A 25,798-nucleotide genomic window follows, 5' to 3' on the forward strand; every position below is an offset into this window, starting at 1 on the left:
CGACGCTACCCGCTCAGGCCACTCGGGCCACTCACGCCGCTGGCTTCGACTCCGCGCTGCGCGCGTTCTCGCTTTCCTGCAGCGCGCGCCACATCACCTTGCCCGTGCCCGACTTGGGCAGCGCGTCGACAAACTCCACCACGCGCGGGTACTTGTAGGCCGCCATGTTTTCCTTGGCCCACTCGATGATGTCCTCGGGCGTGGTCTTGCCCTTGGCATGCGTCTTGAGCACCACCACCGCCTTCACGGTTTCGCCCCGATACGCATCGCGCGTGCCGATGATGCAGGCCTCTTGCACGTCGGGATGCTTGTACAGCAGGTTCTCCACCTCGGCCGGCCATACCTTGAAACCCGACGCGTTGATCATGCGCTTGAGCCGGTCGGTGATGAAGTAGTAGCCCTCTTCGTCCATGCGGCCCAGGTCGCCGGTGCGGAAGAAGGTCTTGCCGTCGAACTCGATGAAGGCATCGCGCGTGGCATCCGGCTTGCCCCAGTAGCCCTTGAACACCTGCGGGCCGCACACGATGATCTCGCCAGTCTCGTTGACCGCCACTTCCTTGAGCGTGACCGGGTCGATCACGCGTGCGTCGGTATTTAAGGTGGGCACGCCCAGGCACTGCAGCTTGGGCCGGTCGCCCGGATTGCTGTGGGTTGGCGCCATGGTCTCGGACAGGCCATAGCCTTCAATGTAGTTAAGGCCGAACTGCTGCTTCAGGCGCTCCGCTACCGCCTGCGGCATGGCCGCGCCGCCTCCGCCGATGTAGCGCAGGCTCGACAGGTCGAACTGGTCCAGGTTCGGGCTGCCCAGGAAGTCGATCACCATGGTCGGGATATTGGTCCAGTGCGTGACCTGGAAGCGCGAGATCAGCCGGCCCGCGACTTCGCGGTCCCAGCGCGGCAGCATCACCACGGTAGCGCCGCTGTAGATCGGGCCGTTCATGCCGTACTGCATTCCGGTCACGTGGAACAGCGGCAGCACCGCCAGGATCGTCGATTCCGCGCCGCTGCCGCTCCAGATACCGCCACCGATCACGTTATGCATGACGGAGCGGTGGGTGTGGATGCAACCCTTGGGAAAGCCGGTGGTGCCCGAGGTGTAGGGCATCACCGCCATGTCGTCCGGGCCCGCGGTATGCGGCCCTGGCACCAGTTGCGCGGCAAGCGCATCGGCCCAGGGGGTGGCGCCGGCCGGCAGCGGATGCTGCGTGGTCAGCCAGGCGGCCGGGGCGTCTTCGGGGTTCTCGTAGCTGGCAGGCAGCGCATCGCTGTATTGCGTGACCAGCAGGTACTGCAGGCGCTGCTCGGGCGGCAACTCGTTGTTGGCCTGCTCGGCGCCCATGGCCAGATCCGCGCTGCAGATCGCCACGCTGGCCTGCGCGTCGGTGATGTAGTGCTTGAACTCCTCGGACCGGTTCATCGGATTGACCGGCACGACCACGGCATCCGCGCGCAGGATCGCGTAATAGGCAATGATGAACTGCGGGCAGTTCTGCATATACAGCAGCACCCGGTCGCCCTTCTTCACGCCGGCCTTTTGCTGCAGCCAGCCCGCCATGGCGCTGGCCTGGGCTTCCAGCGCCCGGAAGGTGATGGCGTTGCCGAAATACCGGATGGCCGCCTTGTCGGCGTAGCGATGGGCGGAGACCACCAGGTTGTACCAGAGCGAGGTCTCCGGCAGCACGATCTCGGTGGGCACGCGCTTGGGCCAGAACTGGAAATGCGGGCGCGCGGGCTTGGGGGTCTGCATAAAGGTCTCCTGTGCGGTCTATCCGACCTGGTCTTGGATGCGAGGCGAGAGATGAATTTGTCGAAACCAGCAATCAGTCAAGCAATATAACCGAACGACCGTTCTTTTTTCAATCCATCGCTTACCCTTGCCTGCGCCGGCATCATGCCGCGCGGCGTGCAAAGGTTGCATTCGGCCGCACGGTCCCAATATGAAAGAGAAGACGTCGTTGCGCGAGTGGAGCCTTTCGCGCGGGCGTTTCACACTCCGAGGCCAAGCCATGAGCGACGTAACCCTGCAGAATTTTGACGCCGACGTGATCGAGACGTCGCGCCACATCCCCGTGCTGGTCGATTTCTGGGCACCGTGGTGCGGCCCTTGCCGCACCTTGGGGCCGATGCTGGAAAAGCTTGAGGGCGAGGCGGCCGGCAAATGGCGGCTGGCCAAGGTAAACGTGGATGAGAACCAGGAGTTGGCCTCGCATTTCGGCGTGCGCAGCATTCCCCACGTGGTGGCGTTCGCCGACGGCCAGGCGGTGGACCAGTTCACCGGCGTGCTGCCGGAATCCGGGCTGCGCGAGTTCATTGCCCGGGTGATGCCAGACCCGGGCAAGGTGGCCCTGCGTGCTGCCCGCGACGCTGCCGGCGCGGGCGAGCGCGAGGCGGCCAGGTCGGCGTTCCAGGCGGCGCTGGCGTTCGATCCTGGCTTTGATGCCGCTCGCCTTGAATACATCGGTTTCCTGCTGGACGAGGATGCGCTGGACCAGGCCCAGTTGGAGTTCGGCATGCTCTCCCCCAACGCGGCCCAGGAGGACGGCTATGCTGCGCTCTGCACCCGGATCGAGGCCATGCGCGGTGCCTCGGACCTGCCCGACGCGGCCACCCTGGCGGCCCGTGTCGCCGACGCCCCCGGTGACCTGCAGGCGCGGCTGGACCTGGCGCGCGCGCTGATCGCGCACAGGCAATATGAGCCGGCGCTGGAGCAACTGCTGGCCATCGCGCGCACGGATCGCTCCTTCGAGGACGATATCGGCCGCACGGCCATGCTGTCGGTATTCAAGCTGATGAGCGACCAGCCTGATGTGGTGTCGCGCTACCGCCGGCTGCTGGCCTCGGCGCTCAATTAAACTGGCGGGTGAACGCGGCGGGCCGGGCCCGCCGTTTTATTTCCCTGCAACCGCCCTGTTCCGCCGTGACTGCCTCCCCACCCCGCCTGATCGACTTCCAGACCGACCCCGAACCGCTGCCCAGCCACGATCGCCCACGCCCGGACCGGCTGGTTGCCGGCAACCCGGACCGCACCACCTGGACGCACTACAGCGCCAGCCAGGGCGATTTCGATTGCGGCATCTGGGCTTGCGAGCCGGGCGCGTGGCGCATTGCGTTTCCGGCGGGCAAGGAGGAGTTCTTCCATGTCATCAGCGGCCGCCTGCGCATCAGCGACGACGCGGGCAACGCGCGTGAATTCGGGCCCGGCGACGCCTGCGTGATCCCGGCCGGCTTCACCGGCCTGTTCGAGGTGCTCGAACCGGTGCGCAAGCACTTTGTCGTGCTGGACCGGGCTGCCGCCGACGCAATCTAAGGCATCCGGGCCATCTAGGCCATTTAGCCCGCCTGCTCCGACGGTGCCTCGATCAGGCTAAAGCCGTTCTCGCGCATGTGGTTGACCATCATCGCGTCCATCGCCTTCACGTGCTGGTCGAACCAGCCGGGCAGCTCCGACAAGAGCCGCCGGCCCAGCGCCAGGTCGCCCTCGGCCACCTTGTCGCGCACCGCGCCGGCCACCGCCAGCACCCGCTCGTGCTCGCCGCGGTGGCAATGCTGCGGGCCGAAGGCCATCGCCTCCATCCACGCTTCCTCCTGGCCGAAATGATGGCGGGTGTGGTCGATCCACTCGTCCAGGGCTGCCAGGAAGCCCGCATCGTCGGCGCGCGTGGCGGCATCCAGCAGTTGGACGAATTCGGCGTGGGTGGCATCGGTGACCGGCTCGCCCAACAGCAGGTCGGGGGCCAGCGTGGCGGTGCCAGGCGAAGAGGAATCGGTCATATCGGAGGGGACAACATCGCGAAAACCGCAAGGATACCGAATCCGCAACGGCCCGGGCTGATCCAGGACAAACCGCAGCGCCGCCAAGGACGGCAACACGCGCAGGGTATGCTCAGGGCTGGCTCCATCACCGCACCAGGCTGATCCCTGGCTTCCCATGCCCCGACTGCTCTTCTTCTGCGGCCATGCCGGCACCGTCGATCGCCTGATCACTGATGCAGGCGGCGAGCCGTCGAGCACGCTCTCGGCCTACAGCAATTCATGCCGGCGGAACGACCGACAACCTACGTGCCACGCTCGGAATATCATGGCCGGCCGCAGGGCGCGGGTTGATCTGCACCATGCGCTCCGCCATGGCCTGCACCTTGGCGCGGCCATAGGCGTCGCCCAGCGCGTGGATCTGGCGATTGGTGTTGGACACCGCGATATGGTCCAGGTCGATCAGCGTGACACGGCCGACCGCATTGCGCGCCAGCGCCTCGGCCGCCCAGCTGCCCACCCCGCCGATGCCGACCACGCAAACGTTGGCGGCCTCCAGCCGCGCCAGGCCCGCCGCGCCATACAGGCGCGCCACGCCGCCGAAGCGCCGGTGGTAGTCGTCATCCTCCGGGCTCTCGTGGGTAAGGGCCGGCGGCAATTGCGCCAGCTCCGGTTCCGGCTGGGTGGAGGTTGCGGGGACGGGGTTGCTCATTTCTACGCTCGAAGCTGGCTGAATTGGAGGACACTGCGGGGAAAAGCGCGCGTTGCCGCACCTTGTCAGCCAGGCGCCGACAGGGGAGCGGGGCGCGCAACTATACAATACCCACAGCAGTGGTTCGATCGCCGCATTGTCTCGCAGAGCGCGCGCGGCTGCCGGCGCCAACCAGGAAACCGATCCCATGCCCCTGCGCCACAAGGCCGTTCTCTGGAGTGTACTGACACCGCTGGTGCTGATCGCGGCGCTTGTCGTGATCATTCTGACCTTCGACTGGAATCGCCTCAAGCCGTGGCTGAACCAGAAGGTTACCGAGGCCATCGGCCGGCCCTTTGCCGTCAATGGCGACCTCACCCTGACCTGGCGCAGCGCCGAGGGCGAGACCGGCTGGCACACCTGGGTCCCCTGGCCACGCCTGTCTGCCCGGGATATCACTGTCGGCAACCCGAAATGGGCACAGGAGGCCAACTTTGCCACCGTGCGCGAGCTGATCTTCGTGCTACGTCCGCTGCCCCTGCTCTCCCACCAGATCTCGATCCCCAGCATTACCGTCGACAGCCCCGCGGTCTGGCTGGAGCGGCTGGCCGACCAGCGCAACAACTGGACCTTCGTCACGCCCGCCGGCAAGGCGCCATCGCGATGGCGGCTCGACATCGGCGAGATCTCGCTGGCGCGCGGCGACCTGGCGCTGAACGACCAGGCCATGAAGATTGAACTGCAGGCGCGCCTGGACACCATCGGCGACGCTGCCCTCTACGACAAGACCCGCGACGGCGCCCTGATCGCGCCCCCGGCATCGGGCACGGCCAGCGCGGTCGGCCAGCCCGGCGGCGCGGGCAACACCAGCCAGCGCTATGGCCTGCGCTGGAAGGCCACGGGACGCTACAACCAGGCCACCATCAACGCCACCGGCAAGGCCGGCACCGTGCTGAGCCTGCGCGACACCCAGGACCCCTTCCCGCTGCAGGCCGATATGCGGGTGGGCAACACCCGCGTGGTGGTGGAGGGCACGCTGACCAACCCCGCCCACCTGGGCGCGCTCGACATGCACCTGCAGCTGTCCGGCGACAATATGGCCCAGCTGTACGCGCTGACCGGCATCGTGCTGCCGAGCACCCCGCCCTACGAGACCCGCGGCCGGCTGGTTGCCACCTTGCGCAAAGGGGCTTCCGTGTACCGGTACGACAAGTTCTCCGGGCGCGTCGGCGGCAGCGACCTGAGCGGCTCGCTCACCTACACGCAGCGCCAGCCACGTGCCCTGCTGTCGGGTGAACTGGAATCGAAGCAACTGCGCTTCGAGGACCTGGCCCCGCTGATCGGTGCCGACGCCAAGCCCGGCCAGGCAGCATCCGACAGCACAGTGCGCCAGCCCGCCGACAAGGCGCTGCCGGTGGCGCCGTTCCGCACCGAGCGCTGGGACAGCATCGACGCCGACGTGAAGTTCACCGGCAAGCGCATCATCCGCACCGCCGACCTGCCGATCACCGACCTCGTCACCCACCTCAAGCTCGACGATGGCGTGCTGACACTGGACCCGCTGAACTTTGGCGTGGCCGGCGGCAACCTGATGTCGTCGCTGCAGCTCAACGGCAAGCGCGAGCCGCTCGCCGCCACCATCGACATGAAAGCGCGCCACCTCCAGCTCAAGCAACTGTTGCCGAAGTTCGAGTCGATGCGCGCCAGCGTGGGTGAAGTCAACGGCAGCGCCAAGCTGAGCGCCACCGGCAACTCGGTGGCGGCCTTGCTGGGATCGTCCAATGGCGAAGCCAAGCTGCTGGTGGAAAACGGCACCGTCAGCAAGTTTCTGCTCGAGGCCATGGGCCTGAACGTGGGCAGCGTGGTGATCTCCAAGCTGTTCGGCGACAAGCCGGTGCAGATCCATTGCGGCGTCAGCGATTTCAGCTTCACCAACGGCGTGGCGCGCTCGCGCGTCTTCGTCATCGACACCCAGGACGCCGTGATCGACACCAGCGGCGCCATCGACCTTGGCAGCGAGCGGCTGGCGCTCACCGTGCGGCCGGATTCCAAGGGTCTGCGCATCTTCTCGCTGCGCTCGCCGCTCTATGTGGGCGGCACGCTGAAGAAGCCCTCGGTCAGCCCGGACATCGGCGTGCTGGCCTTGCGCGCTGGCGGCGTGGTGGCGCTGGCGCTGGTCGCGCCGGTGGCCACGGCAGTCCTGCCCCTGATCGATCTATCGACCGCACCCGACAGCCAGTGCGGCAAGCTGCTGGCGGAGATTCGCACGCGCCCGACCGCGCCGCCGCCCGGGCAGGCCTACCGTGACCCGAAGACCGGCAAGACCAGCCAGGCGGCCGGCCCTGCCCCTTCGCCGGACGCGCAAGCCGCGCCCGTCAAGCCCACGGCACCATCGCGCCCCGCCGCATCCGATCGGCCAGCGCCAGGCAATACGCTCTATCAGGGCGGCTGACCGGCGGTGCGCCGCCCGCTTGCGAGCCGGTCGTTGCCTGCTTGCGACGCCTTGCGCCCCCTCCTGCCGTCGACGCAATTACGCAACACTTTGGTGCATTGCAACGCAAGGCATCGTTGTGCATCGCCCACATTCGGCCGCATAATTAAACGGCCATTTACAACGAAGTTTCCAATACGTGGCATGAAGCGGATGTCTGGCTCCGATGCATTTCGAGGCTGGCGTCCTTCTCAGGGTGCGGTTTCGGCCGCACTTGTTTTTCCCGATTACCCCTCCCGCCCCCGCCCCTGCATGACGCCGCTACATGCCACCGTCCCGCCGATCAGCTGCCTGATCGCCCTAACGGTGTGCAACCACGTAGCCTTCAATGCCAGCCGCGTCGTGGTTTCACTGTTTGCCCTCTCGCTCAAAGCCTCGACCGTCACGCTCGGCATCCTGATGTCGCTCTATGCGTTGCTGCCGATGCTGCTGGCGATCCATGCCGGCAAGCGCATCGACGAGATCGGGCCGCGCAAGCCGATGACCGCAGGCTCCTTGATGGTAGTCGCGGGCACGCTGCTGCCAGCGGTGTGGCCGGGCATCGCGGCGCTCTACCTTTCCTGTGCGCTGATCGGCGTCGGCTTCATGCTGGTGCAGGTCGCCATGCAATTGCTGATCGGGCAGATTTCCACCGATTGCACGCGGCTGCGCAACTACACGCTCCAGGCGCTGGGATTCTCGTTCTCCGGCACGCTGGGCCCGGTGATGATGGGCTATGTGATCGAGCACGCCGGCTACCGCCCGGCTTTCTTTGTGCTGGTGGCGGTGGCGGCCGCAGGGCTGGCCGGCCTGTACTTCATGCGCGGGCGGCTGCCGGCACACGGCGGGCGCGCCGCGCGTGGCGCTATCGTGGACGGCAGCCGCAACTCCACATTGGGCTTGCTTGCCCACCCGGAATTGCGCGCGGTCTTTATCGCCAGCGCGGTCCTGTCGGCGGCCTGGGACCTGCACGCCTTCCTCATTCCCATCCAGGGCACCCGGGTTGGCCTTTCGCCGTCGTCGGTCGGCTGGGTGCTGGGCGCCTTCGCCATTGCCACCTTCGCCATCCGTGTGGCAATGCCGCTGGTGTCTCGCCGGCTCTCGGAGTGGAAGGTGATTCGGGTCGCGCTGCTGGTCGGGGCGGTGGCCTACCTGCTCTACCCCTTCGCGGCCGAGTTCTGGCTGATGTGCTGCCTGGCCTTCCTGCTGGGCCTGGCGCTCGGCAGCGCCCAGCCCAACGTCATGAACATCCTGCATACGGCCTCGCCCACCGGGCGCGCCGGCGAGGCACTAGGATTGCGCTCGGCCGTGCTCAATACCAGCCAGGTGGTGTGGCCGCTGACCTTTGGCGTGGTCGGCACGGCGCTTGGCATGCTGCCGATTTTCCTGTCGATGGCAGGGGCGATGGGCGTGGCCGGCTACTACTCGCGCAGCCAGTCCCGCAAGCTACCCCAGCCGCCGGCCTGAGGCGCCCACGGCATCGCGCATGAGTTGCTCAGGCGCAAATGCGGTCCGCTGCGCTTTCGCTATACTCAAATCAGACAGGCCGCCGGCGCCGTGCATGCTTGCCACGCGCGCGGCCTGCTGACTCGATACCTGATCCGACATGACCCAACTCGCCGACCTCCGCCGCACCTACGTACTCGGATCGCTGTCCGAATCCGACGTGGCGTCCGATCCCATCAGCCAGTTCCAGCGCTGGTTCGATGAAGCCATCCACGCCAAGCTCCCGGAACCCAATGCCATGACGCTGGCCACCGTCGACGCCGACGGCCAGCCCTCGGCACGCATTGTGCTGCTCAAGGCCATGGACACCCAGGGCTTTACGTTCTTCACCAACTACGAAAGCCGCAAGGGCCTGGACCTTGCCGCCAACCCGCGCGCGGCCCTGCTGTTCCACTGGGTGCAACTGGAGCGCCAGGTGCGCGTGGAAGGGCGCGTTGAAAAAGTTACCGATAGCGAGAGCGATGCTTACTACGCGACGCGACCGCTCGGCTCGCGCCTTGGGGCATGGGCCTCGGAGCAGAGCCGCGAGGTGGCGGACCGCACGGTGCTGGAGCAGCGCGAAGCGGATTTCCGCGCCAAGTTCGGCGATAACCCGCCGCGGCCAGCGCACTGGGGTGGATACCGGCTGGTGCCGACCTGCATCGAGTACTGGCAGGGACGCCCGTCGCGCCTGCACGACCGGATCGCCTACCGCCTGGCGCCGGACGGCGGCTGGCAAATCGTGCGTCTGTCGCCCTGAGCGCCATGAGCGCGGTGCCGCCGGTTGCCGAGGCCGCGCACTGCACAAAATTAGGAATTGTCGTAAAGTAAGTCAGGGGCGCTTTCCGGTTTTGCGAGGAGGCGGCCACCAGGAGCAGGCCCCGCCTGCCCTGTGCTGTAGTTCGAGGAGTGTGCCGCAACCATCAGGAGGGAGGCCGCATGTTTTTCAAGCAAGCACTGGACAAGCAACTGGACCACTGGATCGCCGATCTGCGCGACCGGGCCAATCTCCCTGTGAGGCTGCGGCTATGGAACGGCAACGAGTATCCGCTCGGCCGTTTCGAACATCCCGCGGTGACCCTGACCATACGCGAGGCGGGTGCCCTGCCCCTGCTGCTCACGCCCAGCCTCGACAATCTCGGCGAAGCCTATGTCCAGGAAAAGATCGACCTGGACGGCACGCTTAGCGACATCATCGCCGTGGCTTACCGCTTCTCGGCTGCCGCCAGCGCGCAGGCCGGTGGCGCACTGGCACGGGTGGCCCAGCATTTCGCCCACACCAAGGCGGCGGACAAGGCCTCGATCCAGTATCACTACGACGTATCCAACGCGTTCTACCGGCTCTGGCTGGACCCGGGCATGGTGTACTCGTGCGCCTACTTCGAGCATGGCAACGAGGACCTTGCCACCGCCCAGCGCAAGAAGATCGACCACATCCTGACCAAGATCCAGCTGCAGCCCGGACAGACCTTGCTCGACATCGGCTGTGGCTGGGGCGCGCTGGTCATCCGCGCGGCGGAGAAGTTCGGTGCGCGCTGCGTGGGCATCACGCTGTCGCAAAACCAGTTCGACCTGGCAACCGAACGCGTCAGGCAGGCGGGCCTGTCCGACCGCGTCGAGATCCGTTTGCAGGATTACCGCGACACGGCCGGCACCTTCGACCGCATCACCAGCGTCGGCATGTTCGAGCACGTCGGCAAGGACAACCTGCCCGCCTATTTCGGCCACATGCGCGAGTTGCTCGCCGATGATGGCTTCGCCATGAACCACGGCATCACGTCGCCCGACCCCGACAGCGGCGCCACGCCCATGGACGGCTCTGAGTTCATGGACCGCTACGTGTTCCCGCAGGGCGAACTGCCGCACATCGGCATGGTGCTCAACACCCTGCAGCGCGGCGGCCTGGAGGCCACCGATGTGGAGTTGATGCGCGGCCACTACCGGCGCACGCTGCAACATTGGGCGGACAACTTCGAAGCGCAGGGTGATACCATCCGCGCCATGGTGGGCGAGAAGAAATACCGCATCTGGCGCGTCTACCTGGCAGGCTGCAGCCATGCCTTCGATACCGACCAGATGTCGATCTACCAGGTGGTTTGCCACAAGGCCGGCCTCTCGTCGCAGAGCTTGCCCTGGTCGCGCCGCTACATCTACGACAAATCGCTTGACTGAAAATCGGCTTGACTGAAGACCTGTTCGGCGGCCTGCTGGAGCCGCCAGGGGTGGCCGCTGCCGGCAATGCCGCACCGCTTGCCGGCGCCTCCCCGACCGTAGCCGCCGCCGCCAAGCCATCGCGCGGCAAGAGTGTGCTGGCGCCGCCCCCGGACCCTGCCCTGCTTGCGCTGGCCGCACGCCTGCCGGCCGGGCTGCATCTCGGCACATCGTCATGGTCCTATGGCGGCTGGAACGGCCTGGTCTACCAGGGGGAGTACACCGACAGCCTGCTCTCGCGCAAAGGCCTGGCCGCCTACTCGCAACATCCCCTGCTGCGTGCCGCCGGCATCGATCGCGGGTTCTACGCGCCGATCCCGCTTGCCGACTACGTTGCCTACGCGGCTCAGGTGCCCGCGCACTTCCGCTTCCTGGTCAAGGCACCTGCCAGCATTTGCGATCCGTGGCTGCGCACGTCCGAGGGCGCCGGCCGGCTGGCCAACGCCAGCTTCCTCGATGCCGAGATCGCCGCGCGCGATTTCGTCGTGCCGGCCAGCGCGGGCCTCGGCGCCAAGTGCGGACCGCTGCTGTTCCAGCTTTCCCCGCTAGGCGCGATGGCTACCGACAGCGCCGGCTTCCTGTCGCGGCTCGACGCCTTCCTGGGCGCCCTGCCCGCGCTCGACGCCGCCACGACACCGCACGCCTGCTACGCCGTGGAACTGCGCGATGCCGCCTTGCTCACGCCGCGCTTCATCAAGCTGCTGCGCGCACGCGGCGTGCGTTTCTGCCTGTCCGCGCGCGAGCGCATGCCGCCGGCCGAGCGGCAACTGCCGGCACAAGCACTCATGGACGAGGGCGCACCCGGACCGCTGGTGCTGCGGTGGATGTTGCATGCGGGCTTTGCCTACGAGCAAGCCGAATCCCGCTACGCGCCATTTGACCGGCTGATCGACGAAGACCCGCATACCCGTGCGGTGATCGCCGAGCAGGTGGTGCGCACGCTGCGCGCGGGCCAGCCCGCCTATGTGATCGTCAGCAACAAGGCGGAAGGCTCGGCGCCGTTGACTTGCGTGCGGCTGGCCGAGGCCATTGCCGAGCGGCTGGAAGCAAGCTGAGCGCAGGCCTGGCGCATCAGCGATTCAGGTGATGCGCGAACTTCTGCCGGAACTTGGCCAGCTTGGGTGATATCACGAACGAACAATAGCCCTGGTTCGGGTGATTCTGGAAGTAATTCTGATGGCCTTCCTCCGCGCGCCAGTACGGTTGCGTGGGCTCGATCTGCGTCACCAGCGGCGCATCGTAGAGTTTTTGCTCCGCCACCTCCCGCATCACATACTCGGCCATGGCGCGCTGCGGCTCCGTGTTGGTGAAGATCACCGAGCGGTACTGCGTGCCGACATCGTTACCTTGCCGGTTAAGGGTGGTGGGATCGTGGATGGCAAAGAAGATCTCCAGGATCTCGCGGTACTTGATCACCGTGGGATCGAAAGTCACGCGCACCACTTCGGCGTGCCCGGTGTCGCCGCCGCACACCTGTTCGTAAGTCGGATGGTTCACGTGGCCGCCGGTATAGCCCGACTCCACGGCCCGTACGCCCTTGACTTGCTGGTACACCGCTTCCAGGCACCAGAAGCACCCCCCGCCCAGCGTGGCAATCTCATGCTCGTTGTCCATCTTTATCTCTCCGGCTCATGACTATTCATGACTATAGGTAGCATACTCGTTCACCGCCCGCCGCGCCGCCGGAGACTGCCATGGACGCCGCGCCTAACGGATCGGCGCGGCGACCGGCCGGATCGGTGCGGCATCGGCCCCGCGGAACTTCAATGAGGCGCCGATAAAAGCGAACTGGTAGACGCGCTCGCGCGACAGGGCCTCCAGGTTCACCAGCTCGATGATCGGTGCGCCCTGCCGCGCCAGCAAATAAGCATGGACCGGGATGTAGTTGTCGGGCGGTGGGCGCGTTCGTGGCGTTCCTGGCCGAGGCTCTGCAAGGCCAGCCGGACGCTAGCGCAACGACGCCGCCACCATCGCGCGCAACTGTGGCTTGAGCACCTTGCCAAGCGCGCTCCTGGGCAGGCTGTCCACCAGCACCACCCGCTGCGGCAGCTTGAACCGTGCAATCGACAGCGCCAGCGTTTCACGCAGCGCCTCTGGCGCCAGCGCGTCGCGGTCCGCGCCATCGGCAGGCACCACGACGGCAACCGGCACCTCACCCCAGCGCGCGTCCGGCAGCCCCACCACCGCGCAATCCTGCACGCCAGGCAGGCCCAGCAGCGCGTTCTCGATCTCGGCCGGATAGATGTTCTCTCCGCCCGAGATGATCATGTCCTTGCTGCGCCCGACTACCTCGATGCAACCATCGGCATTGCGATGCGCAAGGTCACCGGAGCGGAACCAGCCATCGCGGAAATCCGGATGCTCAGGCTGCCGCCAGTAGCCCTGCATCAGGTTGGCGCCCGCGAGCCAGAGCTCGCCCACTTCGCCGTCGGCGACCGCAATGCCTTGTGCATCGGCTAGCCGCACCTGCACCTCCGGCTGGGGCCAGCCGGCATAGCCGGGCCTGGCCTTGGCCTGGTCCAGGCGCAGCACAACCGATACGGGACCGGTCTCGGTAGCGCCGTAAACCTGCCCGAGCGCGACGCCGCGCGCATGGAAGGCATCGATGTACGTGCGGGGAATCGGCGAGGAGCCAGCCATCACGCCGCGCAGCGATGACAGATCCGCGCCTGGCCAGCCGGGATGTTCCAGCACCGCGCGCAGCGTGGCTGGCACCATCAGCGACAGCGTGGGCTGCGCCTGCGCGCACGCATCGAGCCAGGCATCCGGCGCGAAACGCTGGTGCAACGTCACCTGCGCCCCGGCCAGCAATGCCGGCAGCGTCTGGATGCACAGGCCGCCCACATGGAACAGCGGCAGCACGGACAAGACATGGTCGTCCCGCGTCATGCCGTGCGCCCACCAGCTCGCGCGCGCGTTGGCCAGCAAGCCGGCCTGCGTGTGCAGCGCGCCCTTGGGATGGCCAGTGGAGCCGGAGGTGTAGACCAGCAGCAGCGGCGCCTCGCCGGGCGGCTGCGATGGCCGCGGCAGGGGCGTGTCCAGCGGCGCCGGCCGGTCGATCAGGCTATCGATCGGCGCCCGCGCGGCAGGCTCCGGCAGGGCCGCTGCCACCGCCGCCGCAGCCTGCGCGTGCGGCGCATCGTGGAACAGCACGCGTATGCCCGCATGCGCGGCGATGGCGCCCAGCTCCGGCACGGCCAGCCGGAAGTTCAGCGGCACGAAGATGGCCCCGAGCCTTGCGCACGCGAACAGGATGGCGAGCTGCAGATCGTGGTTCAGGCACAGCGTGCCCACCCGATCGCCCGGCTGCACGCCCCAGGTGCCGGCCAGGTGCGCGCAGACGCGCTCCACGCGGCGCCACAGCTTGCCGTAGTCGATGGTATGGCCAAGGCTATGCAGCGCCGGGCGCAGGGGCGCGGCGCTGACATGCGCATGCAGCGTGCGCAGCAGCGCGCCCGGCTCCGGCGTGCCGGCGAACAGCCGGTTGGCGCGCTCGTTCATTCGTCGCGCTCGCCGGACTCGTACAGGGTCTCGCGCCCCATGCGGTCCAGGATCAGCTCGGCGGTCCAGGGCAGCATCAGCGCGCCGCAGCGCGAATCGCGATAGAGCCGCTCCAGCGGCAGGTCCTTGAGCATGGACTGGCCGCCGCAGGTGCGGATCGCCAGCCGGGCGATGTCGTTGGCGCCTTCCATCACGCTGTAGTGCGCAGCGTACAGCCGCATGCGCGCATCCTTCCCCGGGCTGGCGCAGGCTTCATGAATCACGCGCCAGAAGATCGAGCGCATGTTCTCCAGCTGGATGCGCATCTGCGCCACGGCGATCTGCTTGGTGGGATACATGCGGCGCTTTACCGGCGGCTGGCCCGGCACTTCGCCGCGCAGGTACTGCACAGTGAAGTCGTACGCGGCCTGCGCCACGCCGAGATAGGTCGGCGAGAGCGTGAAGAACATGGCTGGCCAGGTCTGCGCCGCTTTGTAATAGACGCCCCGCGGCATCAGCTGCTCCTGGTCGGCGACGAACACATCCTTGAGCAACAGCGTGCGCGACACCGTGCCGCGCATGCCCATCGGGTCCCACTCGCCGGTCACGGTGAGGCCTTCGGCCTTGCCCGGCACCGCGATGTAGAGCGTGTCGCGCATATCGGGCGAATGGTCCGCGCACTCCTCCGTGCAGAGGATGCCGTAGTAGTCCGCCGCGCCCGACAGCGACGCAAAGATCTTGCGGCCATTGAGCACCCAGCCGCCCTCGACCTTGCGCGCGCTGGTGCCGAAGGGCGCGCGCCCGGCTGCGGCGGCCGAGCCCTCCGAGAAGGGCTGAGCGTAGATCGCGCCGTCCTTCACCACGCGCGCAAAGTGCAGCTCGCGCCGGGCCTCGTGCTCGGCGCGCTGCTCGGGCGTCATGGCGATGCCGTCGGCCAGCATGCCGGTCCACATGGTGGAGCAGATGTGCATGTTGTAGGTCAGCGCGGTGGCGCCACAGAAGCGGCCGATCTCCGCGCCCACCATGCAATACGTGGCGAAGTCCGCGCCCTCTCCGCCGAACTCGCGCGGCACGCACAAGGCCAGCAGGCCGGCCTCGCGCAAATCATCATAATTGGCAAAGGGAAAGCTGGCCTCGCGGTCCCACTGCGCCGCGCGCGGGGCAAAGCGCTCGCGGCCGAGCCGGTTGGCGAGCGTCAGCAGGCGCTCCTGCGCCTCGGTGAAATCGGCACTGCCGACTGCGGGAATGAAGTCCAGTGGCATGATCGTGTCTCCCGGGCATCGGCCACGCGCGTGGCGATGCCTCGATGTTCTTGTGGATTCAGTGCAGCGGGAAATGCCGCCCCAGGAAGCCGAGCACGGCGGCATTGAAATCCGCCGGGCGCTCCATGCAAGCCAGGTGGCCCACCGCGGGCAGGCACAGGTACTCGGCGCCAGCGATCTTCTGCGCCATGCGTTCCATCACGGCGGGCGCGGCGTTAGCGTCGTGCTCGCCGGCCAGCACCAGCACCGGCACGGTGATGCGCGCCAGCACTTCGCGCCGGTCAAAGCGCACCAGCGCCTGCAAAGCGGCGCGATAGGTCTCGGGCGGCACGGCCGCCATCACGCTGGTGGCGAACGCCACCGCGCGCGGCTCGGCCTGCGGTGCGACCATGGCGCGCACCAGCCCGCTGGCCATCTGCGCCATGGTCTTGCCGGCATCGAGCGGCGCCGTGCGCGCGGCCACGAAGTCGCGTTGCCACTGGCCATCGGCCTTGCCGAATGCGGGCGACGTGCCGGACAGCACCATGGCGTCGATCAGCCCTGGCATGGCTGCATAAGCTTCCTGCGCGACCATGCCGCCCATGCTATGGCCTAGCAGCACCACGCGCCGGCCCGCATCGCGCTCGGCCTGCAGCACCGGCTGCAAGGCTTGCGCCAGCCCGGCGAAATCACAGGGATCGATCATGGCGCTGTCGCCGTAGCCAGGCATGTCCCAGGCCACCGCGCGATAGCCCGCTTGCACCAGCGCAGCGAACTGCGCCGGCCACGCGGCCTTGCCGCCGCCGATGCCATGCAGCATCACGACAGCCACGGGACCGGTGCCCTGCGCGATGGTGGAGATGCCATTGGCATGGGTCTGGGGATGGGGCTGGGTAGTGTCAGGATTCAGGTTCTCGTTCATGCGCTTGCCTTGTTGTTTGCATGGGCCGCTTCGGGCGTGGCCGGACCGGCGAGCCGGCCTTCGTTCACCTCGCCCACGCCGTCGAGCGTGATCGTGCAGTTGCGCAGCGGCAGGTCGAAGTGGCCCAGCGTATGGCGGCCGGCGACCTCGTTGGCGCCGGTGGAGTAGAGAAAGTTGCCGGCAAAGGCGCGCAGCTCCGTGCCGTTGCAGTCGCGCTTGTCGTAGAACGTCATCGCATCCCAGCGGGCCTGCGGGTTCAAGCCCCAGCCCACGTGCGAAACCGCGTAGGCGTCGCGCGTGCCTTCGCGGTCGGCCCACGCCGCGTAGTAGCCGCGCATCATGTCGGCGTCCATGCCCTGCCCTTCGATGCCGACCATGTAGTCATCCTCGATATGGCAGACGATGGTGTCGCGCAGGTAGGTCTTGAAGGTCAGGTTGACGTCGCCCGGGGCGAGCACCAGCGTGCCGTTGACCTGCCCGCCGGCGGGAAAGGCCAGGCACAGGCCGCCCGGCCAGTGCGCGACCTGGCCCGGCTTGTTGCAGTAGCCCCAGACGCCGCCTACGCGCGCGCTTGCGAGCCCGACGCGCAGCTCGGTGCCGGCAGCCGAATGCACGCGCATCTCGCCTGCGCCACGCAACCGTTTCATGGCCGCTCGCACGCTGCTCTCCAGCGCTGGATCGGGCAGGCAGCGCTCCAGGATCTCGGGATGTTCGTTGCTGACCATCAGCAGGCGCGGCACGATGCCATCGGCGCCTTTGAGGATCAGCGGGAGTTCGGGCGCATGCAGCAGGCCCTCCACGGTGCAATCGATCACCAGGTGGCAGCGCTGCAAGGCGGCCACCACCGGGGCGAGTTGCTGCAAGGCATCGCTGGCGCCGGTGGAACGCACGGGCGCGGGCGCGGCAAGCGCCGGGGACGGCACCCGGATGCGCACGGGCGTGGCGCCCAGCGCTTGCACCGCCAGTTCCGCCAACTCCACATTGACGCGTCGGGATTGGGACTCCGTTACAATCCCAACCACTTCCTGGGCGGACAGGGCGCACAGTTCAAGGGTGCGCCGAAAAGCCGCCAGCCAGCGGTGTTCGATTTGCTCGATGAGCATAGGTCTCCTCCTGGTGCGATCTGCTGCGATCCTGGCAGGGTCCCGGGGGGGTGGCCTTGGTGCGCCAGCCCACCGATGCCTCCCGCCGGACGCATTAGCTTTGTGCTTGTGATTCTTGTCGCTGGCGCAAATAATATATGAAATTTCATGGATCCCAGTGGAGCCCGCGCTATGGGCATGCCTGAGGCCACGCCAAGCATCATCGGCAAGGCCGCTTCTCCCGATTTCGATACGCTGCACTTCCGGCGCACGCTGTCCCAGTTCGCCACCGGCGTGACGGTGATCACCACCCGCGCGGGCCCCGGCTCGCCGCCGGGCGCGCCGTTCGTGGGCATTACCGCCAGCTCGTTCAACTCGGTCTCGCTCGATCCGCCGCTGGTGCTGTGGAGCATGGCCACGCGCGCCAACAGCCTGCCGATGTTCCGCGACGGCTCGCACTACATCATCAATGTGCTGTCGGCCTCGCAACTGGACCTGTGCCAGCGCTTCGCCACGCTCAAGGGCGACCGCTTCGCGGGTGTCGACTACCGCCTGTCCGAGAACGGCTTGCCGATCCTGGCCAACGCGCTGGCCTGGTTCGAATGCCACAACCGCAGCCGCTACGACGAAGGCGACCACGTCATCTTCGTGGGCGAGGTGGAGCGCTGTGGCGTGCACGACAACGCGGGCAACCCGCTGGTGTTCCACGATGGCCGCTTTGCCACCACCGATCCGCTGACGGACTGAAGTCCGGGCGCAGCAGCCATGAAGGATTCGCCCAAGCCGGCCCCGGCGGCCCCAGACGCTTTTGTAGACGGCTACCTGCCCTATCTGCTGGCGCGGGCCAGCCACCTTGTGTCGGGCGAGTTCCACCGGCAGGTCGAGGCAGCCGGGCTCTCCGTGCCCGAATGGCGCGTGCTGGCCACGCTGGCCGACCGGCCAGACTGCACCATCGGCGCACTGGCCGATATCACGCTCACCAAGCAGCCCACCCTGACCAAGCTGATCGATCGCATGGCCGCAGACGGCCTCGTCACGCGGCGCAACGGCGCCCTGGACCGCCGCCATGCGCTGGTATCGATCACCGCGCGCGGCCGCGGCCGCGCCCGCGCCCTGCTCGACCAGGCCGCCGCCCATGAGCAACAAGTGCTGGATGACTTTGGCGTCGCGCAGGGCAACCAGCTCAAGGACACCTTGCGCCGCCTGATCGCGCTGCACGCGCCGCGCTAAGTGCCGACAGGCCTCAGGGCCGCGGCTCGCCCTTGACGACCGCCAGCGGCGAGCCATCCGTCTTGATCCTTTGCAGCACGATGTTCGAGCGGATATCCATCACGCCCGGCGTGCGGTAGAGCCGGTTCACGATGAAATCCGAGTAGTGCTTGAGGTTGCGCGCCTGCACGGTCAGGATGTAATTGCTGTCGCCGGTGATGATGTAGGCCGACACCACCTCAGGCCAGGATTGCACCGCCGCGTTGAAGGTATCGTGCCAGCCCTCGGTTTCGGGGCGCATCGACACCTGCACGATCGCCTCCAGTTCCAGGCCGAGCCGCTCGGCGTCGAACCACGCCCGGTAGCCGCCGATCACGCCATCCTCCTCCAGCAAACGCACCCGCCGCAGGCAGGCCGAAGGCGACAGCGCCACGCGGTCGGCCAGGTCCTGGTTGCTGATGCGCCCGTTCTCCTGGAGGCAGGTCAGGATGCGCAAATCTATGGGATCCAGGTTCATTTCGCAGATTCTTCCATGATTCTCTTCATAGATGAAATTCTATGCGAAAACCAATGGAATCCACCGGTCATTTCGCAAGCCTCTTGTCCGTAATATTGACTATCATGCCGTCATCCGCTCCATGAAGAGCCTTGGAACGCCGCTCCCAGGCGTCAGCCCCCGATGACGAACCGCCCCACCCCCGATACCAACGATAGGCCGCGCCAGCTCTGGGACATCAGCCCCGCGCTCTCGCCCGACACGCCGGTGTGGCCGGGCGACACGCCGTTCCAGCTCGAGCGCAACTGGCAGATCGACGCCCACTGCCCCGTCAATGTCGGGCGCATCACCTTGTCGCCCCACACCGGCGCCCATGCCGATGCGCCGCTGCACTACGCCGCCGACGGCGCGCCCATCGGGGCGGTGGACCTGGCGCCCTACCTCGGCCCGTGCCGGGTGATCCATTGCATTGGTGCGGCCCCGCTGGTCGAGCCTCGCCACATCGAACATGCGCTGGCAGGTGTACCGCCGCGTGTGCTGCTGCGCACTTACCAGCAAGCGCCGCTGGCGACGTGGGACCCGGACTTCTGCGCGGTCGCGCCGGAAACCATCGCGTTGCTCGCAGAGCACGGCGTGATGCTGGTCGGCATCGACACGCCCTCGCTGGACCCGCAGGAATCCAAGACCATGGCCGCGCACAACATGGTGCGCCGGCATCGCCTGGCCATCCTCGAAGGCCTGGTGCTCGATGCCGTGGCAGAGGCCGACTACGAACTGATTGCCCTGCCCCTGCGCTTTGCCGGACTCGATGCAAGCCCGGTGCGTGCCGTGCTGCGCAGCCTGGCCTGAACGACCGCACTGAACGACCCGAACCCAACCTTCCCCCAGGAAACCTCTCACACATGACCGCACTGACTCGCGAGCAATGCCTCGCCCTCGACCAAGAAGATCCGCTGCGCCACCTGCGCGACCAGTTCGCGCTCCCGCAAGGCGTGATCTACCTCGATGGCAACTCGCTGGGCGCGCGCCCGCGCAGCGCCGCGGCACGCGCCGCCCAAGTGGTGAGCGAGGAATGGGGCACGGGCCTGATCCGCAGCTGGAACACGGCCGGCTGGTTCGAACTGCCCCAGCGCCTGGGCAATATGCTGGCACCGCTGGTCGGCGCCGGCGAGGACGAAGTCGTGGTGACCGACACCACCTCCTCCAACCTGTTCAAGGTGCTGGCAGCCGCGCTGCGCGTGCAGCAGACCCGCGACCCGAAGCGCAAGGTGATCGTATCGGAAGCCAGCAACTTCCCCACCGACCTCTACATCGCACAGGGGCTGGCCGACCTGCTGCAGCAAGGCTATTCGCTGCGCCTGGTGAATGCGCCCGAGGAGATCGATGCGGCGGTGGACGCCGACACCGCCGTGCTGATGCTGACCCATGTCAACTACAAGACCGGCGAAATGCTCGACATGGCCAGCGTGACCGAGATGGCGCATGCCCGCGGCGCGCTCACGGTGTGGGACCTGGCCCACTCGGCCGGCGCGGTGCCCGTGGCGCTCAAGGCATCGGGTGCGGACTACGCGGTCGGCTGCACTTACAAGTACCTCAACGGCGGCCCCGGCTCGCCCGCCTTCCTGTGGGTCGCGCCCTCGCTGCGCGATGCCTTCTGGCAACCGCTGTCCGGCTGGTGGGGCCACGCAGCGCCGTTCGCGATGGAACCCGGCTACCGCCCGCGCGAAGGCGTAGCGCGCTTCCTGTGCGGCACCCAGCCCATTGCCTCGCTGGCCATGGTCGAATGCGGGCTCGAAATCTACGCCCAGACCGACATGGCAGCGCTACGCGCCAAGTCGCTGATGCTGACCGACCTCTTCATCGCACTGGTGGAAACACGCTGCGCCGCGCACCCGCTCGAACTGGTGACCCCGCGCGCCCATGCGCGCCGCGGCAGCCATGTGAGCTTTGCCCATCCGGACGGCTTTGCCCTGGTGCAAGCCCTGATCGAGCGCGGCGTGATCGGCGACTACCGCGAGCCGCGCATCGCGCGCTTTGGCTTCACGCCGCTATACACCAGCTTCACCGAAGTCTGGGATGCGGTGGAAATCCTGCGCGACGTGCTCGACAGCGGCACCTACAAGGCCGAGCGTCACCAGACGCGCGGCCTGGTGACCTGAGCAGGAGCACGCCATGAGCAACCACAAGGGATGCCCGATGTCGGGCGCAGGCGCCACCGAAACCAGCGATGCCAGCTGGCACGACGCCCAGATGGATTTCGCCAAGGACATGAGCTACGGCGATTACCTGGCGCTGGACCAGATTCTCAACGCCCAGCATCCGCTCTCGCCCGAGCACAACGAGATGCTGTTCATCGTGCAGCACCAGACCAGCGAGCTGTGGATGAAGCTGGCGCTGCACGAACTGCGCGCCGCGCGCGAATGCGTGCGCCAGGACCAGTTGCCGCCTGCCTTCAAGATGCTCACGCGAGTCTCGCGCATCATGGAGCAACTGGTGCAGGCGTGGAGCGTGCTGGCGACGATGACGCCGCCGGAGTACTCGGCGATGCGCCCTTACCTCGGGATGTCGTCTGGTTTCCAATCGTTCCAGTACCGCGAGATCGAGTTCATCCTCGGCAACAAGAACGCAGCCATGCTGCGCCCGCATGCGCATCAGCCGCAACACCTGGCACTGGTGGAAGAAGCCCTGCGCACGCCGTCGCTGTATGACGAAGCGATCCGCCTGATGGCGCGGCGCGGCTTTGCCATCGATGCGGCCTGCATCGAGCGGGACTGGACCAAGCCAGCCGGCGAAAACGCCTCGGTGGAAGCGGCATGGCTGGAGGTCTATCGCAAGCCCGAGGCGCACTGGGAACTGTATGAACTCGGCGAGAAGTTCGTCGACCTGGAAGATGCGTTCCGGCAGTGGCGCTTCCGCCATGTCACCACCGTGGAACGCGTAATCGGCTTCAAGCGCGGCACCGGCGGCACCGAAGGCGTCAGCTACCTGCGCAAGATGCTCGACGTGGTGCTGTTCCCGGAGTTGTGGAAGCTGCGCACGGATCTGTAAGCGGGCAAAAGCGGACGCGGCACCGGCCAAGGCCGGTGTCGCGTCGCTTCAGAGCGCCGGGTCCGACAGCCGCGCCGCCAGCGCGCGCAAGGCCGGCGCCAGCTTGTCGTGGAACACCGCTTCCTCGACCGAGCCATAGGACGCACTGCAACTCAGCATGTGCAGCTCCTTCTCCCCCACCGGACGGAATGCCACCGCGCATGCATGGATGGCCGGGTGCCAATCGCGGAACGACGCCGCATAGCCCAGGGTCGACGCCTGCTCCACCGTGGCGCGCATGGCTGCCTCCTGGGTTTTCCACTGTTCGGGATAGGCCTGGGCAAACTCCGCCAGCACCCGTTCGCGCTTGGCTGCCGGCAAAGCCGCCAGGTAAGCGCGGCCCATGGAGCTCGATACCAGCGAGAGCCGCGACCCCACGCCCAGTCCCAGCATCACGCCCGCATCATTGCGGATCGACTCAAGATAGATCACCTCCATGCGTTCGCGCTTGCCCAGCGAGACCGACACCCCATAAGCCTGGGCGAACGCCAGCATGTGCGGGCGTGCCAGCGTCACCACATTGGACGCGGACAGGTAGGAATAGCCTAGCGCCAGCACGCCGGCATCGAGTGCGTACTTGCCCAGGCTATCGTCGTAGCGCAGGTAGCCCAGTTGCACCAGCGTGCCGGCCAGCCGGCTCACCGTGGCTTTGGGAAAGCCCGTGCGGCGCACGAAATCCTGATTGCCCAGCATCGACTCGCCAGTGCGAAAGCAACGCAGCAGTTCAAGGCCGCGCGCCAGCGCGGCAACAAAATTGGGATCGCTCTCGCGCGGTGTGGCGCTGGCGGCATCCGCCGCAGGCGTGGCTTGCGATTCAGTGGCCAAAAGTGATCTCCGCGGATTGGATGGAGGCAGCGCGGCCTATTGCATGGATCGCGCATTGCGATATACTACATCATCGGAACAAAGTTCCGCAATGCGGAACCGCAAAAGCACCACGGCGGACCGCGGAATGCGCCGATACTTCCTGAATTCAGGGTTGGCTCGCGAGGCCGCCCATCCCGATCTGCACTAGACCTGCACTACCGAAGGAGACCTACATGGCTGCCAACGCCGAATTCCACTGGGCTGACCCGCTGTTGCTGGACGACCAGCTGAGCGCCGACGAGCGCATGGTGCGCGACGCCGCCCTGGCCTATTGCCAGGACAAGCTCGCCCCGCGCGTACTGCAATCGTTCCGCAATGAAAAGACCGACATCGAGATCTTCCGCGAGATGGGCGAGCTGGGCCTGCTCGGCCCCACCATTCCCGAGGAATACGGCGGCCCCGGCCTGAACTACGTGGCCTACGGCCTGATCGCGCGCGAAGTGGAGCGGGTGGATTCGGGCTATCGCTCGATGATGAGCGTGCAGTCGTCGCTGGTGATGGTGCCCATCCACGAATTCGGCAGCGAAGCACAAAAACAGAAATACCTGCCTAAGCTGGCGACCGGCGAGTGGATTGGCTGCTTCGGCCTGACCGAGCCAAACCACGGCTCCGACCCGGGCTCCATGATCACGCGCGCCAAGAAGGTGGCAGGCGGCTATGAGCTGTCCGGCGCCAAGATGTGGATCACCAACTCGCCCATCGCCGACGTCTTCGTCGTGTGGGGCAAGCTGGTCGGTGACGACGGCAAGGAAGCGATCCGCGGCTTTATCCTCGAAAAGGGCTGGAAGGGCCTGTCGGCACCGGCCATCCACGGCAAGGTCGGCCTGCGCACCTCGATCACCGGCGAAATCGTCATGGACCAGGTGTTCGTGCCGGAAGAAAACCTGATGCCGGGCGTGTCCGGCCTGAAGGGTCCCTTCACCTGCCTGAACTCTGCCCGCTACGGCATCGCCTGGGGCGCCCTGGGCGCCGCCGAGTTCTGCTGGCACACCGCGCGCCAGTACACGCTGGACCGCAAGCAGTTCGGCCGCCCGCTGGCCGCCAACCAGCTGGTGCAAAAGAAGCTGGCCGACATGCAGACCGAGATCACGCTGGGCCTGCAAGGCTGCCTGCGCCTGGGCCGCATGAAGGACGAAGGCACCGCTGCGGTGGAAATCACCTCGATCATGAAGCGCAATTCCTGCGGCAAGTCGCTGGACATCGCCCGCGTGGCGCGCGACATGCTCGGCGGCAACGGCATCTCGGACGAGTTCGGCGTGATCCGTCACGTGGTCAACCTCGAAGTGGTCAACACTTACGAAGGCACCCATGACATCCACGCGCTGATCCTGGGCCGCGCCCAGACCGGCATCCAGGCGTTCTTCTAAGGCACGCCGCCCGGGCCCGCCCGCTCTCCCGCAAGAAATAAAAAGGCCCGGCTGCGAAGCCGGGCCAAGCACACTACCAAGGAGAGACGACGGGCGAGCCCATCGTTGTACAACACCGGTCCGCCGGCCCGGCGCTACGCGCCCCGGCCGGCTGCTTGCTTACTTGTTGGGTTGCGGCGTCAGCCGCAGGTAAGGCCGCACGGCCTTGTATCCCTTCGGAAATTTCTGCTTTATCACGTCCTCGTCCTTCAGCGAGGGCACAATCACCACATCCTCGCCGTCCTGCCAGTTGCCCGGCGTGGCAACGCTATGGCTGTCAGTGAGCTGCAGCGAATCGATCACCCGCAGGATCTCATTGAAGTTGCGCCCGGTGCTGGCCGGGTAGGTGATGGTCAGCCGCACCTTCTTTTCCGGGTCGATCACAAACAGCGAGCGCACCGTCAAGGTCGCGTTCGCATTGGGGTGAATCATGTCGTACAGCTCGGAAACCTTGCGCTCGCCATCGGCGATGATGGGGAAATTGACCGTGGTACCCTGGGTCTCGTTGATATCCTTGATCCACTCTCGATGGGACTCGACAGGGTCGACCGACAGTGCGATGACCTTGACATTGCGCTTGGCAAAATCACCCTTCAGCTTCGCCGTCAGGCCGAGTTCGGTCGTGCAGACCGGTGTGAAATCGGCCGGGTGCGAGAAAAGCACGCCCCAACTGTCGCCCAGCCATTCATGAAAGCGAATCGGGCCTTCACTGGAATCCTGTTCGAAATCCGGTGCGATGTCACCGAGACGTAGAGTCATGCGGGTCTCCTCAAGAGGCAAAATAGGGTGGAACCACTCTAGTCCGATTGCGATCCAACCCAAACGAATATAAAGTCACTACAAAATCACCTTTTTGTAGTAAGACCTTTGTTAAGACCTTTGTTAAGACCTTTGTCCTGCGTCACAGTCCTACATGCTGTGTCGGACTCGTGGTGTTGAAACCACGGCGGTTCCCCGCATATGCTAGTAAAGAGGGCGAGAAGCTGCCCGACAACGTGCGGGGAAGGCAAAATGTCACAATCCGAAACCACCGCCCGCAACAGGAGAAACTGATGAGCGATGTCAAGACCGTTTTGTCCGATGCCGAAGAACTGCTTAAGCAAGCGGCCTCGACCACAGGCGAGAAAGCTGCCGAACTGCGTGAGCGCGGCATGGGCCTGCTGAAACAAGCCAAAGAAAAGGCCCAAGACCTTCAGGACGCCGTGGTCACCAAGAGCAAGGCGGCTGCACGTGCCACCGATGACTACGTCCATGACCATCCGTGGCGCGCAGTCGGCGTTGCCGCCGGCGTCGGCCTGCTGATCGGCCTATTGCTGAACCGCAAGTAATTCGCCAGGCCGCAGGCCTCGCGCATGAACCCGAACGCCTTGCACCTGGGCCGCCACATGTCGCGGCGCAGTG

Annotated in this window: 25 protein-coding genes and 1 pseudogene; 14 read left to right on the forward strand and 12 right to left on the reverse strand. The window is 66.5% G+C overall.

Going from position 1 to position 25,798, the window contains the following annotated elements:
• Positions 1-31: 31 nt before the first annotated feature.
• Entirely contained in the window at positions 32-1,747 is a 1,716-nt protein-coding gene (locus tag F7R26_RS15280; protein ID WP_150984144.1) for a long-chain fatty acid--CoA ligase, read from the reverse strand.
• Between the two features lie 259 nt (positions 1,748-2,006).
• Between F7R26_RS15280 and trxA the strand changes: the two genes are divergently transcribed.
• Both trxA and F7R26_RS15290 read left to right on the forward strand, forming a co-directional pair.
• On the forward strand, positions 2,007-2,852 hold the full coding sequence (trxA, locus tag F7R26_RS15285) for a thioredoxin (protein ID WP_150984143.1): 846 nt from the start codon (positions 2,007-2,009) through the stop codon (positions 2,850-2,852).
• Between the two features lie 65 nt (positions 2,853-2,917).
• A complete protein-coding gene (locus F7R26_RS15290; protein WP_150984142.1) occupies positions 2,918-3,307 on the forward strand; it encodes a cupin domain-containing protein in 390 nt (129 codons plus the stop codon).
• A 23-nt stretch (positions 3,308-3,330) separates the two neighbouring features.
• Here the strand turns inward: F7R26_RS15290 and F7R26_RS15295 are convergent, their stop codons facing one another.
• A complete protein-coding gene (locus tag F7R26_RS15295) occupies positions 3,331-3,771 on the reverse strand; it encodes a bacteriohemerythrin (RefSeq protein WP_150984141.1) in 441 nt (146 codons plus the stop codon).
• A 322-nt stretch (positions 3,772-4,093) separates the two neighbouring features.
• A pseudogene (locus F7R26_RS15300) lies at positions 4,094-4,462 on the reverse strand (ThiF family adenylyltransferase); the annotation flags it as partial.
• Between the two features lie 187 nt (positions 4,463-4,649).
• Here F7R26_RS15300 and F7R26_RS15305 point away from each other — a divergent pair.
• From F7R26_RS15305 to F7R26_RS15325, 5 genes are all read left to right on the forward strand, one after another.
• Positions 4,650-6,893: an AsmA family protein gene (locus F7R26_RS15305; RefSeq protein WP_150984138.1), complete on the forward strand. Its 2,244-nt coding sequence runs from the start codon at positions 4,650-4,652 to the stop codon at positions 6,891-6,893.
• Between the two features lie 291 nt (positions 6,894-7,184).
• The gene (locus F7R26_RS15310) at positions 7,185-8,378 is read left to right on the forward strand and encodes an MFS transporter (RefSeq protein WP_150984137.1); all 1,194 of its coding nucleotides are present in this window, start codon (positions 7,185-7,187) and stop codon (positions 8,376-8,378) included.
• 139 nt (positions 8,379-8,517) lie between these two features.
• A complete protein-coding gene (pdxH, locus tag F7R26_RS15315) occupies positions 8,518-9,156 on the forward strand; it encodes a pyridoxamine 5'-phosphate oxidase (RefSeq protein WP_150984136.1) in 639 nt (212 codons plus the stop codon).
• Positions 9,157-9,335: 179 nt separating this feature from the next.
• Entirely contained in the window at positions 9,336-10,568 is a 1,233-nt protein-coding gene (locus tag F7R26_RS15320) for an SAM-dependent methyltransferase (RefSeq protein WP_150984135.1), read from the forward strand.
• 8 nt (positions 10,569-10,576) lie between these two features.
• Positions 10,577-11,662: a DUF72 domain-containing protein gene (locus F7R26_RS15325; RefSeq protein ID WP_150984134.1), complete on the forward strand. Its 1,086-nt coding sequence runs from the start codon at positions 10,577-10,579 to the stop codon at positions 11,660-11,662.
• Positions 11,663-11,678: 16 nt separating this feature from the next.
• On the opposite strand, the gene msrA is transcribed toward F7R26_RS15325, so the two are convergent.
• The 6 genes from msrA to F7R26_RS15355 form a co-directional block, all read right to left on the reverse strand.
• Positions 11,679-12,221, reverse strand: coding sequence for a peptide-methionine (S)-S-oxide reductase MsrA (msrA, locus tag F7R26_RS15330; protein WP_150984133.1), 543 nt, complete (start codon positions 12,219-12,221; stop codon positions 11,679-11,681).
• 93 nt (positions 12,222-12,314) lie between these two features.
• Positions 12,315-12,470 (reverse strand): cyclase family protein, encoded by a 156-nt coding sequence (locus tag F7R26_RS15335; RefSeq protein ID WP_206702493.1) that lies wholly within the window; start codon positions 12,468-12,470, stop codon positions 12,315-12,317.
• A gap of 84 nt (positions 12,471-12,554) precedes the next feature.
• Positions 12,555-14,108 carry a class I adenylate-forming enzyme family protein gene (locus tag F7R26_RS15340; protein WP_150984132.1) on the reverse strand — a complete coding sequence of 518 codons (1,554 nt, stop codon included), beginning with the start codon at positions 14,106-14,108 and terminating at the stop codon, positions 12,555-12,557.
• Positions 14,105-15,349 carry an acyl-CoA dehydrogenase family protein gene (locus F7R26_RS15345; RefSeq protein WP_150984131.1) on the reverse strand — a complete coding sequence of 415 codons (1,245 nt, stop codon included), beginning with the start codon at positions 15,347-15,349 and terminating at the stop codon, positions 14,105-14,107. Before F7R26_RS15345 ends, F7R26_RS15340 begins: the two co-directional genes overlap by 4 nt.
• A gap of 58 nt (positions 15,350-15,407) precedes the next feature.
• Positions 15,408-16,250, reverse strand: coding sequence for an alpha/beta fold hydrolase (locus F7R26_RS15350; protein ID WP_150984130.1), 843 nt, complete (start codon positions 16,248-16,250; stop codon positions 15,408-15,410).
• Positions 16,247-17,353, reverse strand: a complete 1,107-nt coding sequence (locus F7R26_RS15355; protein ID WP_150984129.1) for a peptidase M29 — start codon at positions 17,351-17,353, stop codon at positions 16,247-16,249. The genes F7R26_RS15350 and F7R26_RS15355 overlap by 4 nt, the downstream gene beginning before the upstream one ends.
• A gap of 171 nt (positions 17,354-17,524) precedes the next feature.
• Between F7R26_RS15355 and F7R26_RS15360 the strand changes: the two genes are divergently transcribed.
• Both F7R26_RS15360 and F7R26_RS15365 read left to right on the forward strand, forming a co-directional pair.
• Entirely contained in the window at positions 17,525-18,079 is a 555-nt protein-coding gene (locus tag F7R26_RS15360; protein WP_006162962.1) for a flavin reductase family protein, read from the forward strand.
• Positions 18,080-18,097: 18 nt separating this feature from the next.
• Positions 18,098-18,562 carry a MarR family winged helix-turn-helix transcriptional regulator gene (locus F7R26_RS15365; RefSeq protein ID WP_150984128.1) on the forward strand — a complete coding sequence of 155 codons (465 nt, stop codon included), beginning with the start codon at positions 18,098-18,100 and terminating at the stop codon, positions 18,560-18,562.
• Positions 18,563-18,575: 13 nt separating this feature from the next.
• Here F7R26_RS15365 and F7R26_RS15370 read toward each other — a convergent pair whose 3' ends face one another.
• Positions 18,576-19,058 (reverse strand): Lrp/AsnC family transcriptional regulator, encoded by a 483-nt coding sequence (locus tag F7R26_RS15370; RefSeq protein ID WP_043348484.1) that lies wholly within the window; start codon positions 19,056-19,058, stop codon positions 18,576-18,578.
• Between the two features lie 162 nt (positions 19,059-19,220).
• On the opposite strand from F7R26_RS15370, the gene kynB reads away from it, so the two are divergent.
• The 3 genes from kynB to kynA are packed head-to-tail and all read left to right on the forward strand — an operon-like array spanning position 19,221 to position 22,085.
• On the forward strand, positions 19,221-19,886 hold the full coding sequence (gene kynB, locus F7R26_RS15375; RefSeq protein WP_150984127.1) for an arylformamidase: 666 nt from the start codon (positions 19,221-19,223) through the stop codon (positions 19,884-19,886).
• Between the two features lie 53 nt (positions 19,887-19,939).
• The gene (gene kynU, locus F7R26_RS15380) at positions 19,940-21,196 is read left to right on the forward strand and encodes a kynureninase (RefSeq protein WP_150984126.1); all 1,257 of its coding nucleotides are present in this window, start codon (positions 19,940-19,942) and stop codon (positions 21,194-21,196) included.
• Between the two features lie 13 nt (positions 21,197-21,209).
• Complete coding sequence (gene kynA, locus F7R26_RS15385) at positions 21,210-22,085, forward strand: tryptophan 2,3-dioxygenase (protein WP_150984125.1); 876 nt, start codon at positions 21,210-21,212, stop codon at positions 22,083-22,085.
• Between the two features lie 48 nt (positions 22,086-22,133).
• Here kynA and F7R26_RS15390 read toward each other — a convergent pair whose 3' ends face one another.
• Positions 22,134-22,949, reverse strand: coding sequence for an IclR family transcriptional regulator (locus F7R26_RS15390; RefSeq protein WP_150984124.1), 816 nt, complete (start codon positions 22,947-22,949; stop codon positions 22,134-22,136).
• A 215-nt stretch (positions 22,950-23,164) separates the two neighbouring features.
• On the opposite strand from F7R26_RS15390, the gene F7R26_RS15395 reads away from it, so the two are divergent.
• Positions 23,165-24,358: an acyl-CoA dehydrogenase gene (locus F7R26_RS15395; protein WP_006162948.1), complete on the forward strand. Its 1,194-nt coding sequence runs from the start codon at positions 23,165-23,167 to the stop codon at positions 24,356-24,358.
• 159 nt (positions 24,359-24,517) lie between these two features.
• Here the strand turns inward: F7R26_RS15395 and F7R26_RS15400 are convergent, their stop codons facing one another.
• Positions 24,518-25,156, reverse strand: coding sequence for a peroxiredoxin (locus tag F7R26_RS15400; protein ID WP_150984123.1), 639 nt, complete (start codon positions 25,154-25,156; stop codon positions 24,518-24,520).
• 293 nt (positions 25,157-25,449) lie between these two features.
• Here F7R26_RS15400 and F7R26_RS15405 point away from each other — a divergent pair, with 293 nt between their 5' ends.
• On the forward strand, positions 25,450-25,725 hold the full coding sequence (locus F7R26_RS15405) for an ElaB/YgaM/YqjD family protein (RefSeq protein WP_006162945.1): 276 nt from the start codon (positions 25,450-25,452) through the stop codon (positions 25,723-25,725).
• The last annotated feature ends 73 nt before the right edge of the window (positions 25,726-25,798 follow it).

It is taken from the genome of Cupriavidus basilensis, from assembly GCF_008801925.2.
GTDB classification, from domain to species: domain Bacteria; phylum Pseudomonadota; class Gammaproteobacteria; order Burkholderiales; family Burkholderiaceae; genus Cupriavidus; species Cupriavidus basilensis.

Bases quoted from the DNA above. Each gene is read 5' to 3' on its own strand.
- F7R26_RS15400 (WP_150984123.1), bottom strand. From the start codon at position 25,156: ATGACTCTACGTCTCGGTGACATCGCACCGGATTTCGAACAGGATTCC.
- F7R26_RS15345 (WP_150984131.1), bottom strand. From the start codon at position 15,349: ATGCCACTGGACTTCATTCCCGCAGTCGGCAGTGCCGATTTCACCGAG.
- F7R26_RS15305 (WP_150984138.1), top strand. From the start codon at position 4,650: ATGCCCCTGCGCCACAAGGCCGTTCTCTGGAGTGTACTGACACCGCTG.
- kynB (WP_150984127.1), top strand. From the start codon at position 19,221: ATGACGAACCGCCCCACCCCCGATACCAACGATAGGCCGCGCCAGCTC.
- F7R26_RS15360 (WP_006162962.1), top strand. From the start codon at position 17,525: ATGGGCATGCCTGAGGCCACGCCAAGCATCATCGGCAAGGCCGCTTCT.
- trxA (WP_150984143.1), top strand. From the start codon at position 2,007: ATGAGCGACGTAACCCTGCAGAATTTTGACGCCGACGTGATCGAGACG.
- F7R26_RS15320 (WP_150984135.1), top strand. From the start codon at position 9,336: ATGTTTTTCAAGCAAGCACTGGACAAGCAACTGGACCACTGGATCGCC.
- F7R26_RS15370 (WP_043348484.1), bottom strand. From the start codon at position 19,058: ATGAACCTGGATCCCATAGATTTGCGCATCCTGACCTGCCTCCAGGAG.
- F7R26_RS15405 (WP_006162945.1), top strand. From the start codon at position 25,450: ATGAGCGATGTCAAGACCGTTTTGTCCGATGCCGAAGAACTGCTTAAG.
- F7R26_RS15340 (WP_150984132.1), bottom strand. From the start codon at position 14,108: ATGAACGAGCGCGCCAACCGGCTGTTCGCCGGCACGCCGGAGCCGGGC.
- F7R26_RS15365 (WP_150984128.1), top strand. From the start codon at position 18,098: ATGAAGGATTCGCCCAAGCCGGCCCCGGCGGCCCCAGACGCTTTTGTA.
- F7R26_RS15350 (WP_150984130.1), bottom strand. From the start codon at position 16,250: ATGAACGAGAACCTGAATCCTGACACTACCCAGCCCCATCCCCAGACC.
- F7R26_RS15355 (WP_150984129.1), bottom strand. From the start codon at position 17,353: ATGCTCATCGAGCAAATCGAACACCGCTGGCTGGCGGCTTTTCGGCGC.
- pdxH (WP_150984136.1), top strand. From the start codon at position 8,518: ATGACCCAACTCGCCGACCTCCGCCGCACCTACGTACTCGGATCGCTG.
- F7R26_RS15395 (WP_006162948.1), top strand. From the start codon at position 23,165: ATGGCTGCCAACGCCGAATTCCACTGGGCTGACCCGCTGTTGCTGGAC.
- F7R26_RS15280 (WP_150984144.1), bottom strand. From the start codon at position 1,747: ATGCAGACCCCCAAGCCCGCGCGCCCGCATTTCCAGTTCTGGCCCAAG.
- F7R26_RS15295 (WP_150984141.1), bottom strand. From the start codon at position 3,771: ATGACCGATTCCTCTTCGCCTGGCACCGCCACGCTGGCCCCCGACCTG.
- kynA (WP_150984125.1), top strand. From the start codon at position 21,210: ATGAGCAACCACAAGGGATGCCCGATGTCGGGCGCAGGCGCCACCGAA.
- msrA (WP_150984133.1), bottom strand. From the start codon at position 12,221: ATGGACAACGAGCATGAGATTGCCACGCTGGGCGGGGGGTGCTTCTGG.
- kynU (WP_150984126.1), top strand. From the start codon at position 19,940: ATGACCGCACTGACTCGCGAGCAATGCCTCGCCCTCGACCAAGAAGAT.
- F7R26_RS15310 (WP_150984137.1), top strand. From the start codon at position 7,185: ATGACGCCGCTACATGCCACCGTCCCGCCGATCAGCTGCCTGATCGCC.